Genomic DNA, 18,506 nt, shown 5'->3' with positions numbered 1-18,506 from the left:
GCGATGCCGTAACCCACGGTGTTGTTGGCGATTCGCCGCGCAATCAGCGGGCTAGAAAGTCCTGGCGAGCTGCTGGGCGGCTTCCTGCAAACGCGGCACGAACTCGAGCGCGCGCGACAGTGGCGCGCGCGAGACCGGCGCATGAACGGCGATTGCCGCGATACAGGTATTGTTCTCGTCCATCACCGGCGCGGCCACGCAGGCGATACCGGCGACGAATTCTTCGTTGTCGATGGCGATGCGCTTGTGCGCGGTGCGGTCAAGTTCCGCTTCGAGCAGTTCGGGATCGGTGATCGTATTCGGCGTGAAGCGCTCGAGTTTCAGTGTGCGCACGAGGGCGCTGCGCTGTTCGCGCGGCAGCATGGCCAGCAGCAGCTTGCCGCTCGCGCTGCAATGCGCGGGCACGTGCGAGCCTGGCTTGAGATCGAGTCGCAACGGCCAGGGTGCCTCGAGCCTGTCGAGATAGAGCACTTCTGTTTCGTGCAGCATCGTGAGGTTGCAGGTCTCGCCGAGATCGGCAACCAGGTTCGACAGAATGGCATGCCGTAACCGGCGGGCGCCCGAGTGCATCATGACACCGAGCCCGAGTTGCGCGAGACGCGGCCCGATCACGTAGGCATTCTTCTGGCCGGGCTCGCGGATCACGAGACCGCCGGCCTCCAGCGAAGCCAGCATGCGATGCAGCGAAGCCTTCGGCAGGTCGACGTCCTGGGCGATGTCGGCAAGCGACACCGGACCTTCGGCGCGAACGAGATGCTCGAGCAGCGCGAACGCGCGCAGGGTGGGGGTATCCGCTTTGGTCATGTCTGCCGTTCCGGAAAATGGATCGGCGTTATTGTACCGCGTGGCCTTGCCGGCCATGGTTTTTGCGGAAGATAGGGCGATCTCGCAGCCCTATGTTGGTGAGCAATATTCCGTTTTCCGGAATGCCTGCGGCTACTGCCGGAACGTCTTGGCGGTTTCCTCTGCCGCGAGCCGCAGATCGGGCAGAAAGGCCAGCAGATCGTCGAGTACGACCCGCCCGACCGGCGCCTGCACGGCAATCGCCGCGCAAGCGCGATTGCGATTCAGCATGACCGGCACCGCGATCGCGATCAGCCCTTGCAGGTGCTCCTGATTGTTGATCGCAAGCTGGCGCCGCCGCGTGATGGTCAGTTCGCGGCGCAATTCGGCGCGATCCGTAATGGTCCGCTCGGAATAGGCGCGCAGCGGCAAGGTTTCGATGACCCGCTCGCGCCGGTCCTTGGGAAGAAAGCTGAGCAACAGCTTGCCGCTTGCCGAACAGTGCAGCGGCACATGCGAGCCCGGTTGAAGATGCATGCGTAGCGGCCATTCCGTTTCCACCCGGTCCACATAGACCACGTCGTTGCCGGCCAGCATCGTCAGATTGCAGGTTTCGCCGATTTTGGCCACCAGTTGCTCCAGCAGCACATGACGGGCCGCGGCCGGACCCGCATGCATCAGCACGTTGACCGCCAGCATCCGCACGCGCGGCGAACACTCATACAACCGGTCGCTGGCGCTGCGCGTGACCAGCCACGCATCCATCAACTGCACCAGGATGCGGTGCACGGTCTGTTTGGGTAATTCGAGGGCGTGGACCAGATCCGTCATGGAAAGCGGGCCGCTTGCCTCAGCCAGGGTTTCGAGTACGCGAAACGCACGCACGGCCGCTGCATTCGATTGATTCGAAGTCGACACGCTGTCTCCTCAACGACTGGGTTATACGTTCGATTGTGCATCGGTCTGTTTAGTTTTCGGGACTGTGGAAAGTCCCGAAATTTGCACTTTTCGATTCTTGCTGGTCCGGCGCGAGCGATAGTTCAAAAAACGGGACTCCGAAGCAGCTACGGCTCACTAGATTGGTAGCCATACCCATCTTTTCCGTCCGGAGTGAACCGTATGAATGTCAGGGCCACAGAAGCCGAAGCTGCGCATGCGAGCGCGCGTGGCGAAGTCGAACGCGTCGTTGCTTCATTGGTAGCGCGAGCGCGCGCCGCACAGCGCGTATTCGAGGTCGCGGGACAGGACGTGCTCGATGCCGCCGCGGACGCCGCCGCGTGGGCGATCATGGAGCCCGGGCGCAACCGGCAGCTTGCCGGGCTGGCGGTGCGCGACACCGGTCTGGGCAACGCGGACGACAAGTTCCGCAAGAACTATCGCAAGACGCTTGGGCTGTTGCGCGATCTGCGCGGTCAGAAGACCACTGGAGTGATTGCGCGCGATGACGCCACGGGAATCGTCGAGATCGCGCGGGCGGTCGGCGTGGTGGCGGCGATCACGCCGTCCACCAATCCGGCGGCCACACCGGTCAACAAGATCGTCAACGCCCTCAAATGCGGCAATGCCGTTATCGTGGCGCCTTCGCCGAAGGGGTATTCGTCGTGCGCACTGCTGATCGATTTCATTCACGCGCAATTCGCCAAAGTCGGCCTCGCGGCGGACCTCGTCCAGATGCTGCCCGCGCCGATCAGCAAGGCGGCCACCGCTGAACTGATGCGGCAGTGCGATCTGGTCGTGGCGACCGGATCGCAGGCGAATGTGCGAATGGCCTACGCAAGCGGGACGCCCGCGTTCGGCGTGGGCGCGGGCAACGTTGCTTCGATCGTTACCGCGTCCGCCGATTTGCACGATGCAGCGCACAAGATTGCGCGCTCGAAAACCTTCGACAACGCCACGAGCTGTTCGTCCGAGAACAGCGTTGTCATTGAAGCCGCGGTGTACGCAACCCTGCTGGCGGAACTGGCCGCCTGCGGCGGTGTGCTGCTCGACGCCGCGCAGAAGGCGCGGCTACAGGCCGCCCTATGGTCGGACGGCAAGCTGTCGGCACACTGCACCGCGCGTTCGGCCACGGAGATCGCGCGGGCGGCGGGCCTCGATGAGATCGCCGCGCGTGAGCCCGCTTTCCTGATGGTGGAGGAAACCGGCTTCGGCGCCGACTACCCCTTCTCGGGCGAGAAGCTTGCTCCTGTGCTGACCGTTTATCGCGCGCAGACCTTCGACGCCGCTGCCGATATCGTGCGCGGCATTTACGCGTACATGGGCGCGGGGCATTCGGTCGGCCTGCATTCCGCCGATCCCGAGCAAGCCGTGCAACTCGCCAAGACGCTGCCGGTGGCGCGCGTGATCGTGAATCAGGCGCATTGCCTCGCGACCGGCGGCAACTTCGATAACGGCTTGCCGTTTTCGCTGTCGATGGGATGCGGCACGTGGGGCCGCAACAATTTCTCGAGCAATCTCAACTTTCATCACTACCTGAACATCACACGCGTGGCTTACCCCATCGAGGAGCGCGTCCCAGAACTGAACGACGTACTCGGGGATTTCTTCGCGAGGTATGGCAAATGACGACCCCTCGCACCCTCCGCGCGCTGATCGACGCACGCGCTGCGCAGTATCCCGACAAGCCGTTCCTGCTGGCGGCCCCCGAATGCGCCGAGGACGGCGACGCTGCCGCACGGGCCGACGTGTTGACCTTCGCCGAACTGCGCGACGATTGCCGCGCGCTTGAGACGGTCTTTCACGACGCAGGCTTGCAGGCCGGCGACGTGGTTTCGGTCTTCATGGGCAACGGCATCCATACGGCGAGGCTGTTGCTCGCGGCGATGTACAACGGGCTGGTCGCCAATCCGCTCAATCTGCTGTGCCAGCCGTCGCAGTTGCGCTACATCGTGGAGCACTCGGACACGCGCATGGTCTTTGTTTCCGGCGATACGCACGAGGCGATGTCGAATGCGCTAGCCGGGTTGCGCGAGCAGGGTATCACTCGCCCCGTTGCGCTGATTCGCACGGAGCCCGATGGCGGTGTGGCGCCCGTGCCGGTTTGCGTCGAAGCGGCGCTGGTGGAAAGAGCAGGTGCGACTTCCGTGCAGAGGGGAGTGACGCAGAGTTCGATCTGTGCATCATCCGCAACCGCCTGGGATTCCAAAGCATCTGCATTGACCGACGAGCCCGGCGCGAGCGATGTGGCGTTGCTGATGTACACGTCCGGCACCACGGGCGCACCAAAGGGCGTCCTGCTGGATCATCGAAACCTGCTGGCCAATGCGCGCAACATCTCGCACGAACACCGGCTCGGCACCGGCGACCGGGTCTTCGCCGCCTTGCCGCTTTATCACATCAATGGTCTCGTCGTGACGCTGCTTGCGCCGCTTTTTCATGGCGGCTCGGTGGTCATGGCGCCACGCTTTTCCGCGCGCACTTACTGGCGCGATGTCGCGCGCCACGGTTGCACCTGGATCAACGTGGTGCCGACGATCGTGGCCTATCTGCTCAACAGCGACGAACCGAGCACCTTCGATCTGTCCGCGCTGAGATTTTGCCGCAGTGCGTCGGCGGCACTTCCCGCCGATCATCACCGCGCGTTCGAGGCGCGCTTCGGTATCGGCATCATCGAAACGATGGGTATGACCGAAACCGCCGCACCGGTGTTCAGTAATCCATGCGATCCCGCGAGAAGAAAAATCGGCAGCATCGGGCTGCCTTCGGGCGGTGAAGCGAAGGTGATCGATCGTGACGGGCGAGACTGCGCGCCCAACGAGTGCGGCGAACTGGTGTTGCGTGGCGAACAGGTCATGCGCGGCTATTACAAGCGCCCGGGGGAAACACGTGCGGCCTTCACTGCGGACGGCTGGCTGCGCACCGGCGATCTCGGCTATCGCGACAGCGACGGTTACTTTTACATCAACGGCCGCGCGAAGGAATTGATCATCAAGGGCGGCGAAAACATCGCTCCGCGCGAGATCGACGAAGCGTTGCTCAAACACCCCGGCGTACTGGATGCGGCCGTGGTAGGCGTGCCGGATAGCGCTTACGGGCAGGAGATCGTTGCGTTCATCGTGCCTCGCGTGGAGGCGGGGCAGGGGCCGGGCGCGCTCGACGTTGCCGATCTGCGTGAGCACTGTTTGCGCGAACTGGGCCGCTACAAGACACCGAAGGAGTTTCGCTTCGTCGCGGAACTGCCCCGTGGGCCCTCGGGCAAGGTGCAGCGCCTGAAACTCGTGCCCACCTGACGGCGCGCGCTTCAAAACGTGCCGAGCGGTACGACGTACGGATCGAATGACCCCAGACGCCACCGGCGTCGCATAAGAGACACCGAAGCGATACATAAGAGACACAGGAGACAGCATGCAAACGCACAAGCGGCGTGTGAAGACGCGTCACATCATCCTGGCGGTCATGTGCCTGATGTATTTCATCTCGTACATCGACCGCGTGAATATTGCCGTCGCCGGTCCTATCATCCGGCACGAAATGGGGCTGACGACGGTTCAGCTCGGCCTCGTGTTTTCCGCTTTCGCCTATCCATATGCGTTCATGCAGGTGATCGGCGGCTGGCTGTCGGACAAGTACGGGCCCAAGCTGGTGCTGACGGTGTTATCGCTGATCTGGGGCGTGGCGACGCTCGCCACCGGATTCGCCGGCAGCGTGGCGATGCTCGTCGCGCTGCGCTTCGCGCTGGGCATCGGCGAGGGCGGCGCGTTTCCGACCGCGACGCGTGCCTTTACGTACTGGATGCCAGTGGCGGAGCGTGGTTTCGCTCAGGGCGTCACGCATAGCTTCGCTCGCCTCGGCGGCGCGGTTACACCGCCGCTTGTGCTCGCGGTCGTGGTGGCGGGCGGCTGGCGTGACGCATTCATCCTGCTCGGCGTTGCCAGTCTCGCGTGGACGGTGCTGTATCTGTGCGTCTTTACGAATTCGCCGGAGCAGAACCGGCGCGTGACGCCCGAAGAAACCGCGGAGATCGGCTATCGCGCCGGAGATTGCGAGCGCGCCAAGCGTGCGGCTACGCCATGGCGCAAACTGATCCGCCGCATGTGGCTCGTCACATTCGTCGACTTCTGTTACGGCTGGCTGCTGTGGGTTTATCTGACCTGGCTGCCGTCTTACCTGAAGGAGGCGCGCGGCTTCGATCTCAAACAACTGGCGTTGTTCACGGCGCTGCCGTTGCTCGCGGGCGTGATTGGCGACACCCTGGGCGGGGTTGTTTCGGACCGGCTCTACAAGCGGACCGGCCGGCTGCGCTTTGCGCGCTGCGCGGTACTCGTGACAGGCATGGGCGGTTCGCTCGCCTTCCTGCTGCCGATGGTATCTTCGACCAATCCGCTCATGGCGGTGCTATTCCTGTCGGCGTCGTTCTTCTTTCTCGAGATCACGAACCCCGTGTTGTGGACCTTGCCGCTCGACATCGGCGGGCGCTACGCGGGCACGGCGGGCGGCATGATGAACACGGGTTTCGGCGTTGCCGGCATGATCTCGCCCGTGGTGTTCGGCTATCTGATCGAGACCACCGGCAGTTATAACGTGCCGTTCACGATTTCCGCCTGTTTGCTTGGGGTGGGGATTGTGGCCGCGCTTTTCATCGATCCGGCGAGGACAGTCGAGGCCGACGAGGAGCGCGAGCGGCGCGAAGGCGCACAACTCGAAGGTATGCCCGCGTTTCTTCAGGCGGGCGCCGCGGTGCGGCTCGAGCGGCACCATCTGCGCCGTCCGCTGCGCTGGCGTAGATAACGCATGCTCAGGCGAGCGGATGGGCTGCCATGTCGTGAGCCGCCCGCCCGTTCGCAAGCGATGCGGGTTAGCCGGCGCGCGTGAGCTTGCGCATGCGCCAGATGAGACTCGAGGTGTCGTAGCGGCTGCCGCCCAGTGCCTGAACGTCGCCATAGAACTGATCGACAAGCGCGGTGACCGGCAGCGACACGCCAACGCGCTTGGCTTCGTCGAGACAGAAGCCGAGGTCCTTGCGCATCCAGTCGACAGCGAAGCCGTAATCGAACCTGCCTTCGATCATTGTCTTACCGCGGTTGTCCATTTGCCAGCTCGCCGCCGCACCCTTGCCGATCACCTCCAGAACGCGGGTCATGTCGAGGCCTGCGTTCTGGCCGAAATGGATGGCTTCGGACAGGCCCTGCACCATGCCGGCGATGCAGATCTGATTGACCATTTTGGCCAACTGGCCGGCGCCGGTCGAGCCAATCAGCGTGACGGCGCCCGCGTAATGATGCAGCGTCGCCCTGCAACGCTCGAACGCCGCTGCCTCGCCGCCGCACATGATTGTCAGCTTGCCGTTCTGCGCCCCTGCCTGGCCGCCGGAGACCGGTGCGTCGATGAAGTGCAAATCCTGCGTGCTCGCAATGTCCGCGAGTTCACGAGCGACGTTGGCCGACGTGGTGGTGTGATCGACGAAGGGCGTACCACGCACCATGCCCGCAAACGCGCCGTGCTCGCCGAGGGTAATGCTGCGCAGGTCGTCGTCGTTGCCCACGCACGCCAGCACCAGTTCGGCGCCGTCCGCGGCGTGGCGCGGCGTGCTTGCGGCGCGTCCGCCATATTCGGCGACCCATTGTTCTGCTTTCTGCGCGGTGCGGTTGTACACCGTCACGTCGAGGCCGGCTTTCGCCAGATGTCCGGCCATGGGATAACCCATGACGCCGAGGCCGAGAAAGGCGAGACGGCGCACGGCACCGCTTGAAGAGGGGACTGCTGGGTGGTTCATTGGGGAGACCTCTGGGCTGAGGGGATATCGGGGAAATCAATTATGTCAGCGATATCTCCGGGGCGCGAGCGGTGCTCCCATGTCCTTGCGCGCCGATTGCGGCGCGCGTCATCACGTCCTTCTGCTCAGCTACTCCGTTGAATTCGGAGTGGCGGGATGCCAGTTGCGAACGTACTCAGGCATCGCGGTTGTTCCAGCTTCCGCGAGCGGCGCGAGTGGCGCCAATTTCATGGGTAACACGCCTGCCCAAACAGGTAGGCCGAGATCTTCTTCGTCGTCTTTCGGGCCGCCTGTGCGGATCTTGGCGGCGGCTTCCGTCAGGGAGATGCGCAGTACCGTGGTGGCCGCAAGCTCTTTCGCGTTTCCCGCACGCGCTTCGCCGGAACGGCCGGGCGCGAAGCTTTCAAGGAAGGTGTCCAGGGTTGCCGCCTTGGCTTCACCGGACACTAACTCGAAGGCGCCATATATCACGGCAGAACGATAGTTCATCGAATGATTGAATGCCGAGCGGGCCAGCACCAGTCCGTCGAGGTGCGTGATCGCCACGCAAACCTGTGCGCCAGTAGCCGCCAGCTTAAGCATGCGACTGCCGTTCGACCCGTGAATGTAGAGATGATCGCCTTCCCGCCAGCAGGCGGTCGGGAGGCAATGCACGCCGTCATCGCCGGTGAACGCGATATGACAGACGTATGCCTCATCCAGGATGGCGTAAAGTGTGGCCTGATCATACTGCCCGCGTTGGGCTACCCGGCGGACCTGAGTGCGAGCAGAGGGCGCGCGCTCTTTATCGAGTGGGTTCATACAGAGTCCGGCAAGAGTGAGAACAGATTCCATCGTAAGGAAATCTCGCGGACGTCTGTAGACCCAGGGGAGGTTCCGGTTTTGGGGCCACGGGGGATGGTCCTGCGGTGTGCTGCTCGGGAGGTTCAAAACCGGTAGGCGAATTTCGCGCCTGATGATGAAGCAACACGATACGAACACACCGTCCTTGCCTTTTCGATTTGTTTAACTATGATGTTAAATATCAACCGTAACGTTTACAAAAGGAGGCAATCATGAACGAACCGTATCATCGTCCTTCGCTGGGTGCGGCGGTGTTCTATAAGGACCCGTTTGCCGCGCTCGACTGGCTCGAAAAAGCGTTCGGTTTCGAGCGCCAGATGGTGGTCACGGAGAGCGACGGCCAGTTGGGTCACTCGGAAATGCGTTTCGGCGACAGCTACCTGATGATCTGCCGCGAATGGTCGGAAGACATGGCGAGCCCGGTTTCGGTTGGTGGCAAGAATACGCAGTCGGTGCACGTGCAACTGCGCGAAGGGATCGACGAACATTGCGCCCGGGCGCGCGCTGCGGGCGCCGTGATTACGCGTGAACTGGCGGATCAGTTCTATGGCGACCGCGTCTACGCGGCGCGCGATCCGGAAGGGCACATCTGGAGCTTCGGACAAACGGTTCGCGAGGTGTCGCGCGAAGAAGCCGAACGCGTGAGCGGCCTGAAAATCGAAGGATGGGTTTAACCGATGGGACTGCCAGCCAGCGTCTCGCTTGACCGCACACTGGCGGCGCTGGCCGATCCCAACCGGCGTCAGGTGGTCGATCTGCTCAGCCAGCAGCCGATGCGTGCCGGCGAACTCGCGCAAGCCACCGGCCTTTCGCCACAGGCGATGAGCCGGCATTTGCGGGTGCTGCGTTCGAGTGAACTGATTGAAGAATCGCACGACGGCATCGACGCGCGCGTGCGTCTCTACGTGCTGCGCTCGGCGCCGATGAGCGAACTGAAGGCATGGCTCGAACAGACCGAAGCCTTATGGGCGGGGCAACTGCTGTCGTTCAAGGCGCACCTGGAGCGGCAGCAATGAGTTCGCGTGTGCAGGTGTCGCTTCGCGTCGCGGCCACGCCGCTGCGCGCATTCGATGTGTTCACGCGTGAGATCGGCAGATGGTGGCGGCCCAACGGCCTGTTTCAATTCACGCCGCAAGGCACGGGTGTGCTGTCATTCGAGCAGGCCGCAGCGCCTCACACGTCCGGGGAATACGGCCGCCTGATCGAAACGCAGCCGGATGGCCGTGTGTTCGAGATTGGCCAAGTCACGGCCTGGGAGCCGGGGGCGCGTCTGGCATTCGGCTGGCGTCAGGCCAGTTTCACCGAGGCGCAGCACACGCATGTGGAGGTGCGTTTCGAAGCGGTGGGCGATGAAACGCGTGTAACGGTCGAGCATCGCGGCTGGGATACGGTGCCGCAGGCGCATGTGGCGCGCCATCATTTTCCCGAGGGCGTGTTTCTATTGCGGCACGGCGAATGGTGGCAGGTTTTGCTGGCATCGCTACGGGCTGAGGTGCAAGCCGGCGCGCCACCTGGTTGAGAGCGTGGCGGGTCGTTCAGCGTCGTGTCAGCGTGTGGCGATGGCGGCGGCGACACCGGCCATGAGGGTGGCGCTGGCGCGGTTGGTGATCCTGACTGCGCGGCGGGTGGTCAGCAGCTTGCGCGCGCGAGTGGCGAGCAGGGCCCAGCCGAAGTCGACGGCCATCAGTACGATCAGCATGGTGAGCGTCAGTTCGAACCACGCGACGGTGCCGATGCGCGACAGATCGATAATGGTCGGCAGCAACGCGAGGTAGAACATCATGATCTTCGGATTGCCGAGCGTGACCAGCATGCCGGCCACAAACATGCGCCACGGCGACTGGCCGCGCGGCAAGTCGCTGCCCTCCACGTCGGCCGGTGCGCGCCACATTTTCCATGCGAGAAACAGCAGATAGGCGACGCCGACAAATTTCAGCGCGATGAATACCATGCCGAAGCTGCGCGCGATCACCGCGAGGCCGGCCACCGCGCAGGTGAGCCACAACGCCTCGCCGAGCCACATCGCGGCGAGAAACGGCAATACGTCGCGAAAGCCATTGGTCAGCACGCGTGCGACCAGCGCAGCGACGCTGGGACCAGGCGTGCCGGCGGCGATGATCAGCGCCAGTGCGAAGACGAGCAAAGCAGACAGCGACATAAGGTTCCTCCGCAACATTCTGCGCGTGCAATCGCTGGTTCAATGAGTGCGCACCACTGGTTTAATGAGCACGCAAGCTTCGATTCAGTGGGCACCCAAGCTTTGGTTCAATGAGCACGCAACCTGCGGTTTAGTGGGCACGCAACCTTCGGTTGACGAAGCGCCACACGGCGCTCACCAGCAGCGATCCTACACCGAGTGAGACGCCGAGCAGCACGATCGAACTCATATGATCGCGCACCAGCGGCACGTTGCCGAACAGATAGCCGGCCGTCACCAGCGAAACGATCCACAGCGCCGCGCCCGCCGTGACGAACGACACGAAACGTGCGAACGTCATGCGCGAAACGCCGGCGACGAACGGCGCGAATGTGCGCACGACGGCAATGAACGGTGACAGCAGAAAAGTGAGGCCGCCACGCGCTTCGTAAAACGCGTGCGCTTTACGCAGCGCATTCTTGTCGAGCCAGCGATAGTCCGAGGTATAGACTTTCTCGCCGATCGCGCGGCCGATCGCATAGCAGACGATGCTGCCGGCCACGGTGGCGGCGAACAGCACGGGGATCACAAGCCAGATGTTCAGCGCGCCGGTGGCGGCGAGACCGCCGCAGATGAAAATCAGCGGATCGCCGGGTAAAAAGAATAATGGAAGGAAGCCGATCTCGACGAATACCACGAGAAATAGCATGGCATAGACGGCGGTGCCGTATTGCAGGATCAAACCGCTCAGGTGCTGGTCGAAGTGCAGGGCAACCTGCAGCACATGCATGAAATCCATCTTGGTTCGAAAGGGAGTGGGGTGTTCCGAAGTTTAGCCTCGTGACGGCGCGGGTACCTGTTTATTTCGAAGCGGTGGTGTCAATATCGGGGTTGTCTTTCGGAAACGCCCCTAAAAAAACCGACGAAACGCCCATGCAACATGCTCTCAATCTCACATTCCGCCTTGCCGCGCCGCACGATGCGCAGGCTATCCGCTCGATCGAATTCGAGGCCGGCCAGCGCTTTGCCGGCGTCGGCATGGCCGGTATCGCCGATGCACCGCCGATGGAACTGGACGTCGTCAACCGCAAGATCGACGCCCGGCAGATCGTCGTTGCCGTGGCTGCGGATGAAACCTGCGTGGGTTTCGTGATGTTCGAGCCGCAGCCCGCGCGTTTCTACGTTCAGGAGCTCGACGTGTTGACTTCGCATGCGGGGCAACGTATTGGCGCGGCGCTGATCGAGCAGGTCGCGCAACTCGCGCGCGCGCAACAGATAACGCAACTCACGCTGTCGACGTATCGCGAGGTGCCATGGAATGCACCGTACTATCGTCGGCTTGGCTTTCGCGATATCGAGGAGGCCGATCTCGATGCCGCGCTGATCGCGCGACGCGACGCGCATATCGCACGCGGCCTCGACGAGTCGAAGCGGGTCTTTATGCGGCGTGATATTGCGTGATCTTGCGTGACGGCGGGCGCGGGCGCCTGAACTAACTGCTAGTGGTCCTGCGGGCGATGCGCGCCGTACGTAACGGCCAACGCACGAAAAACGCGGTGGGTGTAACCAGACGTTGTTCTGGTCACACCCACCGCGTGGTGTTGCAGCGTGCTACGAGTCACCAGCCGCTTTAACGAAGCGGCTCATGTTGCTGTCGGCCTGCGCTGACTTCGAAAGCTTATTCGACGGTTTCCAGCGTCGGATAGTCCACGTAGCCGGTCTCGCCGCGAGCGTAGTACGTCGCCGGATTCGGCTTGTTCAGCGGCGCATTGGTTGCGAACCGGCGCACCAGATCCGGATTCGCGATGAACAGTTGGCCCCACGCCACAGCGTCGGCTTCACCCGCGTCGAGCACCTGCTGCGCCGTTTCCTGGGTGAACTTTTCGTTCGCGATGTACGGGCCGCCGAATGCCTTCTTTAGTTGCGGGCCGAGGCGGTCGTCGCCGAGCGCTTCGCGGGCGGCGATGAACGCGATCTTGCGCTGGCCGAGTTCGCGCGCCACGTAACCGAAGGTGGCCGCCGGGTCCGAATCGCCCATGGCGTGCGCGTCGCGACGCGGTGCGAGGTGCACGCCGACGCGATTCGCGCCCCAGACGCCGATACAGGCGTCGGTGATTTCGAGCAGCAGGCGGGCGCGGTTTTCGATCGGGCCGCCGTAGGCGTCGGTACGTTGGTTGGTGCTGTCCTGCAGAAACTGGTCGAGCAGATAGCCGTTCGCGCCGTGCACTTCCACGCCGTCGAAGCCTGCTGCCTTCGCGTTCTCGGCGCCCTTACGGAACGCTTCGACCACTCCGGCGATTTCGTCGAGTTCGAGCGCGCGCGGCGTCACGTACGGACGCTCCGGACGCACCAGGCTCACATGACCTTGTGCCGCGATCGCGCTCGGCGCCACCGGCAGTTCGCCGTTGAGAAACAGCGGGTCGGAAATACGGCCGACGTGCCACAGTTGCAGGAAGATCTTGCCGCCGGCTTCGTGCACGGCCTTCGTGACGATCTTCCAGCCTTCCACCTGTTCCTGCGACCAGATGCCCGGGGTTTCGGCGTAACCGACACCTTGCGGCGTGACGGAAGTGGCTTCGCTGATGATCAGGCCTGCCGTGGCGCGTTCGGCACGCGGATTTCTTCGGCGCGTTGGCGCGTCAGCGGCGCCATGATGATGCGGTTCGACAACGTGATGTCGCCAATCTGGAGCGGGTCAAAAAGAGTCGGCATAGGAGTTCACCTTAGGTGGCGGGCGCGTGGCCCGAGCCTTAAAAACTGCATGATGAAAGAAGTGCGGCAATGCGGATGACGCGTTCAAAGCCCGGTGTTCATGTACTCGAGAAACGCCTGGATGACGGCCTCGTTGCGTTTGAAAAACACCCATTGACCGACCCGCTTCGACGTGACGAGGCCCGCGCGCTGCAAGGCGGCGAGGTGCGCCGACACGGTGGACTGCGACAGGCCGCAGCGCGCGTCGATCTTGCCGGCGCATACGCCGTAGTCGAGCGGCAGATCCTGGTCGGTGAAATGCGCATAGGGTTCGCGCAACCAGCCGAGAATCTCCCGCCGTACAGGGTTGGCAAGCGCTTTGTGAATCGCGTCGATATCGAGCGTCATGTCGGGGCAGTTTCAGGGTACGAACAGCGGGGTATCAACCCGGGTTATCAACAACAGGCAGACCTGGCGCCGGTTAGCGGCCACGCATCTGCATCGCTACAAGACGAATCATATATCGGAATTCGACGATATGCTTGAAGTCACTACTGGCTATGGGGTCGATAGTTGTCGGCGATCAGAAAGCTGTCGACGGATCCTGGGCGAGTTTGGCGAATTCTCCCCACGCGACGCGTTTTGCCGCCGGGTAGCTGCGCAACCGATCGGTGACGATCTTGCGCGGCACCGGGTTCGAGCGCAGCACACGCTTGAAGAAGCGTTTCGCGGCGGCCATGTCGCGCCGCTTTCGCATCAGAATGTCGAGTTCGTCATCACGCCATCTTGCGTGACTGACCCGACAATCTGGCAGTGCCGGCGTCGGTATTATTCAATGCCATGACACCTCAGAACGTTTCCCAGCCGGCACTGCCCGCGTCCGCCGAGACTGTCGTGTCGTTGGCGATCGTGGGACTGGATGATTGAGGCGCTATTTGGGGTTTGGCTGATGTGGTGCGGTTGGCTGGAGTCCTGGGAGTAGAAGGGCGCGGTTTGCTATGCGGAGCAATTGCCCGTGACGCAGGTTGTGCAGTATCAGCGACCTTGAACACCGAGACCACGTCTTTCATGGTCGTGGCCTGCTCTTCAAGTGACTGCGCCGCGGCGGCTGCCTGCTCAACCAGTGCTGCGTTCTGCTGGGTTACTTCGTCCATCTGACCAACAGCCTGATTCACCTGCTCAATACCACGGCTCTGTTCTTCAGAAGCTGCCGCGATTTCTCCAACGATATCGGACACCTGTTTGATCGCCTGCTTGACCTGCCCCATGGTCGAGCTGACTTCTGCCGCCTGTTTTGAACCGTCCTGGATTCTGGATACGGACGCAGTGATCAGTTCCTTGATTTCCTTGGCTGCGGTCGCGGAACGCTGAGCCAGGCTGCGAACCTCACTCGCCACGACAGCAAAGCCGCGTCCCTGTTCACCAGCGCGTGCCGCCTCGACGGCCGCGTTGAGCGCCAGAATGTTCGTCTGGAATGCAATGCCTTCAATCACCCCAGTGATTTCGGAAATCTTGCTCGAACTACCGCTGATGTCCTCAATCGTTCCAACCATACCCAGAACGGATTCGTTACCTGCGTCCGCCATATCGGTAGCACGGGCGGCAAGCGCGTTCGCCTGACGTGCGTTGTCGGCGTTCTGTTTTACCGTTTCGGTCAGTTGCGTCATGCTGGCCGCGGTTTCCTCAAGGGAGGCGGCCTGTTCCTCGGTGCGGGCCGACAGGTCCGTGTTGCCGGCAGCGATTTCTTTGGCCGCGACCGTGACGGATTCGGAGGATAGTCGAACCGACCCAATAACCTCCGCCACGCGCGTCAACAGTTCATTGAATGCGGCGGCGGTGTGCCCGATTTCGTCCATGCGTTCCACCGGCGCTCTCCGCGTCAGATCGAGCGATGTTTTGACGTGCTGCAGGGAGTCTCGTATGCCTGTGAGGCTGCTGCGAATTGCCCGGTGCAACTGGATCGCCATGCCTCCGGCCAGAATCGTTGCCAGGGAGATAATCGCCGTCAGAATCCACACCGTCCTGGTGTGTGACGCCAGATTCTCGTTGCGCAAATCGACGCCGAGCTGAACGTTGAAGGCGACATGATCGTCAAGCGTTTTCTGCAGGGCTTTGCCTGTTTCGCGCAGTGTCCCGCCTTCATCCAACGCTTCGATCACCCCTTGCGTGTCGTTGGCTTTCACCCGCGCTATGAAGTTGCTCTGAGCCGATATGAAATCCGCCAATTTCGCTCGATCAGCCTCCAGCAATTTACGGTCGGCGTCATTGGTGATGTCGTCTTTTTCATACTTATTCAAAATCTGCCCAATATCGGCGTTTATTTTTCGAATTTCAGATTCAAGTGCCTCACTTCTTGCGCTGGCCGTGAAGATGACGTAGCGATAGCTCAGAATCCGGCCTTGAGAAATCAGAGCTTCATTGTCAGTCAGATCTTTGACTGCCTGAGTGACATTATCCTGGAAGTACTCGAATCGGTTTTGAGCCTGGTTGATTTGCCAAAGGCCAAATATTCCGACTGCTATCATGGACAGAAGTGCTATGGAAAGTGTTGACAGCAGTCGTTTTGAAATCGTCATGAGTCAATCCGCGAATTTAAGAGGGGTACCTTGCCTACTTCGAGAAGATGACATCGCGGCACTCGTGTAAAGGCTGCGTGAGACATGGTTTATTGACCTTGCTCGGATCAGGCGGTATCGAATTTAGGAACTAACAAGATAGTTAACGGCGACAACCGAGGTGTATTGAATAGCGTGTTTTGTAGGGATTTACTGATTCTTTGGTCAGACGATAGTACGAGACGCGCTTCCACAATTGCAACTGATAGAGCGCGACAGCCATTGCTCACTATTTGAACTGTACCGTCTGGCCGTCGGCGCCATGCTGTGCCCGTGCGATATATCCCAGCCCGCTGAAGCTGAGGCAAACTACTACCGGCAACTTCAATCACCTGCCGTTGAACCTGTATTGACTTAAACCAACCAGCCTCCACGATGCCCGGGGCGGTTCAAATGTCCGCCGCGCTCAGATAACGGATGTTCCCTCGACGATAGCGCTGGTCGCGTCGCTATCCGATGTGCTTCAACAGCCCGCTGTCGGGCAGGCGCGAGATTCGGCCGACGTGACTGGTCGACAAAGCCAGATGCGCGCGCGATTACCCGCAACTGGTGTCAAGCGATCGGGCCACCCGAAAGCCAAGATCATCGATTGCAAATGTCGGATGGCTACGACGCCGATTCGTAGCAAGGCAGCCTCTTTCAGCATCAGCCCAACCACCGCCACGAAACACACGATACGAACCATAGACATCCGGGTCGTATTGATCGGCGCACCACTCCCAAACGTTGCCTAGCGTATCGGAAAGCCCCCAGTCATTTGCTTGCTTCTGACCTACCTCATGCGTGTGGCCACCGGAGTTTTCTCTATACCAGGCTATATCGCCAAGTTCACCGTATCTCGGACCATGTGTTCCGGCGCGGCATGCGTATTCCCATTCGGCTTCGGTAGGGAGGCGATAGCCGTTGCCCTCTGAAACAAGAGAAGCTCCCGTTTCATCGCCATGAAATTCATAACAGTCGAGAAGGCCGGCAACCTTCGATAGCATGTTGCAGAACCGGGCGGCATCAATCCAGGATACGTTCACTACTGGACATTGCGCGGCGACATATGAAGATGGCGATTGCCCGGTTACCGCAGCATATTGCGCCTGAGTGACGGGATAGCGGCCGATCGCAAAGCGCGGTAGTTCGACGGACCACGTACGGCCTATTCTATCGTCCCTCAATGCAATGGTTCCTGCGGGAACGCGTACCGTTTGTACATCGAGTGTTTCAGACAGAAGTTCCATTTTCTTCATGACGATGAAAGCTGCTTACAGTGGCAAGTGCCTCCAATTGTAGTGTCTCACGACGTTTGCCTCGCATTGACGCAAACAGCATGACTGGGTAGCGAGGCGCGCCAATACGAAGGAAGCGTTGGGTCAAAAGCGCGTGTGTGCGATAGCCGGCGAAGCTGACGTCCGCGAGCAGTAGTCGTGACGCGATGTGTTTGTTCGAATTGGCCGAGCCTTTACCGATCGAGACGGCTGGGCGAGCGCCCTTGAAAAGAGCCGTTGAGGCCATGCCAAATGAGAGATATCTGAAATGCAGTTCCATGCCTTTCTCGATATTGCGCTGATGCCTACACTGGCTTCCATACCCGCTGCGTGACGCGCAGGCAAGACAGCCAAGCCCCGTGGCGAGTTGATAGTGGCATGGGCCCCGAATAGGGATACGTCCTGACACGTAACTTTTGTACACCTCGGAGACAGCATGAAAAGCATCGACCTCAAGGGCCTGGTTCCCGCTCCCGTTACTCCCTTCACCCGCGACGGCGCCGTGGACCATGCAGCCATCCAGCGACTGGGTTCGTGGCTCGGGAGCATCGAAGGCGTCAAAGGCCTGACCGTTCTGGGTCACGCTGGCGAAGGTACGTTCATGACGCCGGACGAACAGCAGAAGGTCATCGAAAGCTTCGTCAAGTCGGTCGACAACAAGATTCCGGTCATCGCCGGCGTCACGCTGGAGGGCACGCAAGTCGCAGCGCTCGAAGCGAAGCGTGCAGTCGAGGCCGGCGCGTCGGCCGGCCTCGTGTATCCGTCGCACGGCTGGCTGCGCTTTGGATACCAGAATGGCGCGCCGCAGGACCGTTATCGTTCAATCCACGAAGAAAGCGGCCTGCCGCTGATCCTGTTCCAGTACCCCGACGCAACGAAGGCGACGTACAACCTCGAAACACAGCTTGAGATTGCAGCACAGCCGGGCGTGTTCGCGATGAAGAATGGCGTGCGGAACATGCGCCGCTGGGACACGGAAATCCCCGTTATCCGCCGCGAGCGTCCGGAACTGCAAATCCTGACGTGCCACGATGAATATCTGCTGCACACGATGTTTGACGTTGACGGCGCGTTGGTCGGTTACGGTAGCCTCGCACCGGAGCCGCTCGTCGACCTCATCAAGGCAGGCAAGGCGAGGGACTACAGGGCGGCGCGCGCCATCCACGACCGTCTGCTGCCCATCACGCGCGCGGTATATCACCGCGGCTCGCACATGGAAGGTACGGTCGCGCTAAAGCATGGTCTGGTCGCTCGCGGCATCCTCGAGCATGCAACGGTTCGGTCGCCGCTGCTGCCGCTGCCGGAAGGTGCTGACGTCGAAATCTCGCAGGCACTGCGCTTCGCCGGTCTCGTCGACTAACCGACAATTCCGACTCAACACGTACGAGAGTACGTGATTTCGCAGTGGGGGGGGGGGGGGGGGGGCCCCCCCCCCCCCCCCCCGGCCCCAAACAAACACCCCGCCCTTA

Annotated in this window: 18 protein-coding genes and 2 pseudogenes; 8 read left to right on the top strand and 12 right to left on the bottom strand. The window is 61.6% G+C overall.

What is annotated here, in order from left to right:
• Positions 1-51: 51 nt before the first annotated feature.
• Together PQR67_RS25280 and PQR67_RS25275 are read right to left on the bottom strand one after the other, a co-directional pair.
• Entirely contained in the window at positions 52-804 is a 753-nt protein-coding gene (locus tag PQR67_RS25280; RefSeq protein WP_408465246.1) for an IclR family transcriptional regulator, read from the bottom strand.
• A 132-nt stretch (positions 805-936) separates the two neighbouring features.
• Entirely contained in the window at positions 937-1,701 is a 765-nt protein-coding gene (locus PQR67_RS25275; protein ID WP_408465244.1) for an IclR family transcriptional regulator, read from the bottom strand.
• 201 nt (positions 1,702-1,902) lie between these two features.
• On the opposite strand from PQR67_RS25275, the gene sauS reads away from it, so the two are divergent.
• The 3 genes from sauS to PQR67_RS25260 all read left to right on the top strand — a co-directional run bounded on the left by sauS (position 1,903) and on the right by PQR67_RS25260 (position 6,510).
• Entirely contained in the window at positions 1,903-3,348 is a 1,446-nt protein-coding gene (sauS, locus tag PQR67_RS25270; RefSeq protein ID WP_408465242.1) for an acylating sulfoacetaldehyde dehydrogenase, read from the top strand.
• Positions 3,345-5,012, top strand: a complete 1,668-nt coding sequence (locus PQR67_RS25265) for an AMP-binding protein (protein WP_408465239.1) — start codon at positions 3,345-3,347, stop codon at positions 5,010-5,012. The genes sauS and PQR67_RS25265 overlap by 4 nt, the downstream gene beginning before the upstream one ends.
• Positions 5,013-5,127: 115 nt before the next feature.
• Complete coding sequence (locus PQR67_RS25260) at positions 5,128-6,510, top strand: MFS transporter (RefSeq protein WP_408465237.1); 1,383 nt, start codon at positions 5,128-5,130, stop codon at positions 6,508-6,510.
• A 67-nt stretch (positions 6,511-6,577) separates the two neighbouring features.
• Here the strand turns inward: PQR67_RS25260 and PQR67_RS25255 are convergent, their stop codons facing one another.
• Together PQR67_RS25255 and PQR67_RS25250 are read right to left on the bottom strand one after the other, a co-directional pair.
• The gene (locus PQR67_RS25255) at positions 6,578-7,495 is read right to left on the bottom strand and encodes an NAD(P)-dependent oxidoreductase (RefSeq protein WP_408465235.1); all 918 of its coding nucleotides are present in this window, start codon (positions 7,493-7,495) and stop codon (positions 6,578-6,580) included.
• A gap of 129 nt (positions 7,496-7,624) precedes the next feature.
• Positions 7,625-8,296, bottom strand: coding sequence for a pyridoxamine 5'-phosphate oxidase family protein (locus tag PQR67_RS25250; RefSeq protein ID WP_408465233.1), 672 nt, complete (start codon positions 8,294-8,296; stop codon positions 7,625-7,627).
• 254 nt (positions 8,297-8,550) lie between these two features.
• Between PQR67_RS25250 and PQR67_RS25245 the strand changes: the two genes are divergently transcribed.
• The 3 genes from PQR67_RS25245 to PQR67_RS25235 are packed head-to-tail and all read left to right on the top strand — an operon-like array spanning position 8,551 to position 9,857.
• Positions 8,551-9,012 carry a VOC family protein gene (locus tag PQR67_RS25245; RefSeq protein ID WP_408465231.1) on the top strand — a complete coding sequence of 154 codons (462 nt, stop codon included), beginning with the start codon at positions 8,551-8,553 and terminating at the stop codon, positions 9,010-9,012.
• Between the two features lie 3 nt (positions 9,013-9,015).
• Positions 9,016-9,354: an ArsR/SmtB family transcription factor gene (locus PQR67_RS25240; RefSeq protein ID WP_408465229.1), complete on the top strand. Its 339-nt coding sequence runs from the start codon at positions 9,016-9,018 to the stop codon at positions 9,352-9,354.
• Positions 9,351-9,857: an SRPBCC domain-containing protein gene (locus PQR67_RS25235; RefSeq protein ID WP_408465227.1), complete on the top strand. Its 507-nt coding sequence runs from the start codon at positions 9,351-9,353 to the stop codon at positions 9,855-9,857. Before PQR67_RS25240 ends, PQR67_RS25235 begins: the two co-directional genes overlap by 4 nt.
• 27 nt (positions 9,858-9,884) lie before the next feature.
• Here PQR67_RS25235 and PQR67_RS25230 read toward each other — a convergent pair whose 3' ends face one another.
• Together PQR67_RS25230 and PQR67_RS25225 are read right to left on the bottom strand one after the other, a co-directional pair.
• Positions 9,885-10,496: a LysE family translocator gene (locus PQR67_RS25230; protein ID WP_408465225.1), complete on the bottom strand. Its 612-nt coding sequence runs from the start codon at positions 10,494-10,496 to the stop codon at positions 9,885-9,887.
• Positions 10,497-10,626: 130 nt separating this feature from the next.
• A complete protein-coding gene (locus PQR67_RS25225; RefSeq protein ID WP_408465223.1) occupies positions 10,627-11,274 on the bottom strand; it encodes a VTT domain-containing protein in 648 nt (215 codons plus the stop codon).
• 134 nt (positions 11,275-11,408) lie between these two features.
• On the opposite strand from PQR67_RS25225, the gene PQR67_RS25220 reads away from it, so the two are divergent.
• On the top strand, positions 11,409-11,936 hold the full coding sequence (locus tag PQR67_RS25220) for a GNAT family N-acetyltransferase (RefSeq protein WP_408465221.1): 528 nt from the start codon (positions 11,409-11,411) through the stop codon (positions 11,934-11,936).
• Positions 11,937-12,153: 217 nt separating this feature from the next.
• Here the strand turns inward: PQR67_RS25220 and PQR67_RS25215 are convergent.
• The 6 genes and pseudogenes from PQR67_RS25215 to PQR67_RS25190 form a co-directional block, all read right to left on the bottom strand.
• Positions 12,154-13,187, bottom strand: a pseudogene (locus PQR67_RS25215) (alkene reductase).
• A gap of 84 nt (positions 13,188-13,271) precedes the next feature.
• Complete coding sequence (locus PQR67_RS25210; protein ID WP_120346698.1) at positions 13,272-13,574, bottom strand: ArsR/SmtB family transcription factor; 303 nt, start codon at positions 13,572-13,574, stop codon at positions 13,272-13,274.
• A 232-nt stretch (positions 13,575-13,806) separates the two neighbouring features.
• Positions 13,807-13,938: pseudogene (locus PQR67_RS25205) on the bottom strand (DDE-type integrase/transposase/recombinase); the annotation flags it as partial.
• A gap of 76 nt (positions 13,939-14,014) precedes the next feature.
• Positions 14,015-15,742, bottom strand: coding sequence for a methyl-accepting chemotaxis protein (locus PQR67_RS25200; protein WP_408465218.1), 1,728 nt, complete (start codon positions 15,740-15,742; stop codon positions 14,015-14,017).
• A gap of 575 nt (positions 15,743-16,317) precedes the next feature.
• Positions 16,318-17,019, bottom strand: a complete 702-nt coding sequence (locus PQR67_RS25195; RefSeq protein WP_408465216.1) for a formylglycine-generating enzyme family protein — start codon at positions 17,017-17,019, stop codon at positions 16,318-16,320.
• Positions 16,994-17,317 (bottom strand): hypothetical protein, encoded by a 324-nt coding sequence (locus PQR67_RS25190; protein WP_408465214.1) that lies wholly within the window; start codon positions 17,315-17,317, stop codon positions 16,994-16,996. Before PQR67_RS25190 ends, PQR67_RS25195 begins: the two co-directional genes overlap by 26 nt.
• 156 nt (positions 17,318-17,473) lie before the next feature.
• Here PQR67_RS25190 and PQR67_RS25185 point away from each other — a divergent pair, with 156 nt between their 5' ends.
• A complete protein-coding gene (locus tag PQR67_RS25185; protein ID WP_408465212.1) occupies positions 17,474-18,397 on the top strand; it encodes a dihydrodipicolinate synthase family protein in 924 nt (307 codons plus the stop codon).
• Positions 18,398-18,506: the final 109 nt, after the last annotated feature.

The organism is Paraburkholderia fungorum (genome assembly GCF_046026025.1).
Taxonomy (GTDB): domain Bacteria; phylum Pseudomonadota; class Gammaproteobacteria; order Burkholderiales; family Burkholderiaceae; genus Paraburkholderia; species Paraburkholderia fungorum_E.
This window is presented reverse-complemented; position numbering and strand designations above follow the sequence as displayed.

What these genes read in the sequence shown, in the direction of transcription:
- PQR67_RS25240 (WP_408465229.1), top strand. Translation starts at nt 9,016, where the DNA reads ATGGGACTGCCAGCCAGCGTCTCGCTTGACCGCACACTGGCGGCGCTG.
- PQR67_RS25230 (WP_408465225.1), bottom strand. Translation starts at nt 10,496, where the DNA reads ATGTCGCTGTCTGCTTTGCTCGTCTTCGCACTGGCGCTGATCATCGCC.
- PQR67_RS25250 (WP_408465233.1), bottom strand. Translation starts at nt 8,296, where the DNA reads ATGAACCCACTCGATAAAGAGCGCGCGCCCTCTGCTCGCACTCAGGTC.
- sauS (WP_408465242.1), top strand. Translation starts at nt 1,903, where the DNA reads ATGAATGTCAGGGCCACAGAAGCCGAAGCTGCGCATGCGAGCGCGCGT.
- PQR67_RS25210 (WP_120346698.1), bottom strand. Translation starts at nt 13,574, where the DNA reads ATGACGCTCGATATCGACGCGATTCACAAAGCGCTTGCCAACCCTGTA.
- PQR67_RS25255 (WP_408465235.1), bottom strand. Translation starts at nt 7,495, where the DNA reads ATGAACCACCCAGCAGTCCCCTCTTCAAGCGGTGCCGTGCGCCGTCTC.
- PQR67_RS25185 (WP_408465212.1), top strand. Translation starts at nt 17,474, where the DNA reads ATGAAAAGCATCGACCTCAAGGGCCTGGTTCCCGCTCCCGTTACTCCC.
- PQR67_RS25265 (WP_408465239.1), top strand. Translation starts at nt 3,345, where the DNA reads ATGACGACCCCTCGCACCCTCCGCGCGCTGATCGACGCACGCGCTGCG.
- PQR67_RS25225 (WP_408465223.1), bottom strand. Translation starts at nt 11,274, where the DNA reads ATGGATTTCATGCATGTGCTGCAGGTTGCCCTGCACTTCGACCAGCAC.
- PQR67_RS25195 (WP_408465216.1), bottom strand. Translation starts at nt 17,019, where the DNA reads ATGAAGAAAATGGAACTTCTGTCTGAAACACTCGATGTACAAACGGTA.
- PQR67_RS25220 (WP_408465221.1), top strand. Translation starts at nt 11,409, where the DNA reads ATGCAACATGCTCTCAATCTCACATTCCGCCTTGCCGCGCCGCACGAT.
- PQR67_RS25200 (WP_408465218.1), bottom strand. Translation starts at nt 15,742, where the DNA reads ATGACGATTTCAAAACGACTGCTGTCAACACTTTCCATAGCACTTCTG.
- PQR67_RS25235 (WP_408465227.1), top strand. Translation starts at nt 9,351, where the DNA reads ATGAGTTCGCGTGTGCAGGTGTCGCTTCGCGTCGCGGCCACGCCGCTG.
- PQR67_RS25245 (WP_408465231.1), top strand. Translation starts at nt 8,551, where the DNA reads ATGAACGAACCGTATCATCGTCCTTCGCTGGGTGCGGCGGTGTTCTAT.
- PQR67_RS25260 (WP_408465237.1), top strand. Translation starts at nt 5,128, where the DNA reads ATGCAAACGCACAAGCGGCGTGTGAAGACGCGTCACATCATCCTGGCG.
- PQR67_RS25190 (WP_408465214.1), bottom strand. Translation starts at nt 17,317, where the DNA reads ATGGAACTGCATTTCAGATATCTCTCATTTGGCATGGCCTCAACGGCT.
- PQR67_RS25280 (WP_408465246.1), bottom strand. Translation starts at nt 804, where the DNA reads ATGACCAAAGCGGATACCCCCACCCTGCGCGCGTTCGCGCTGCTCGAG.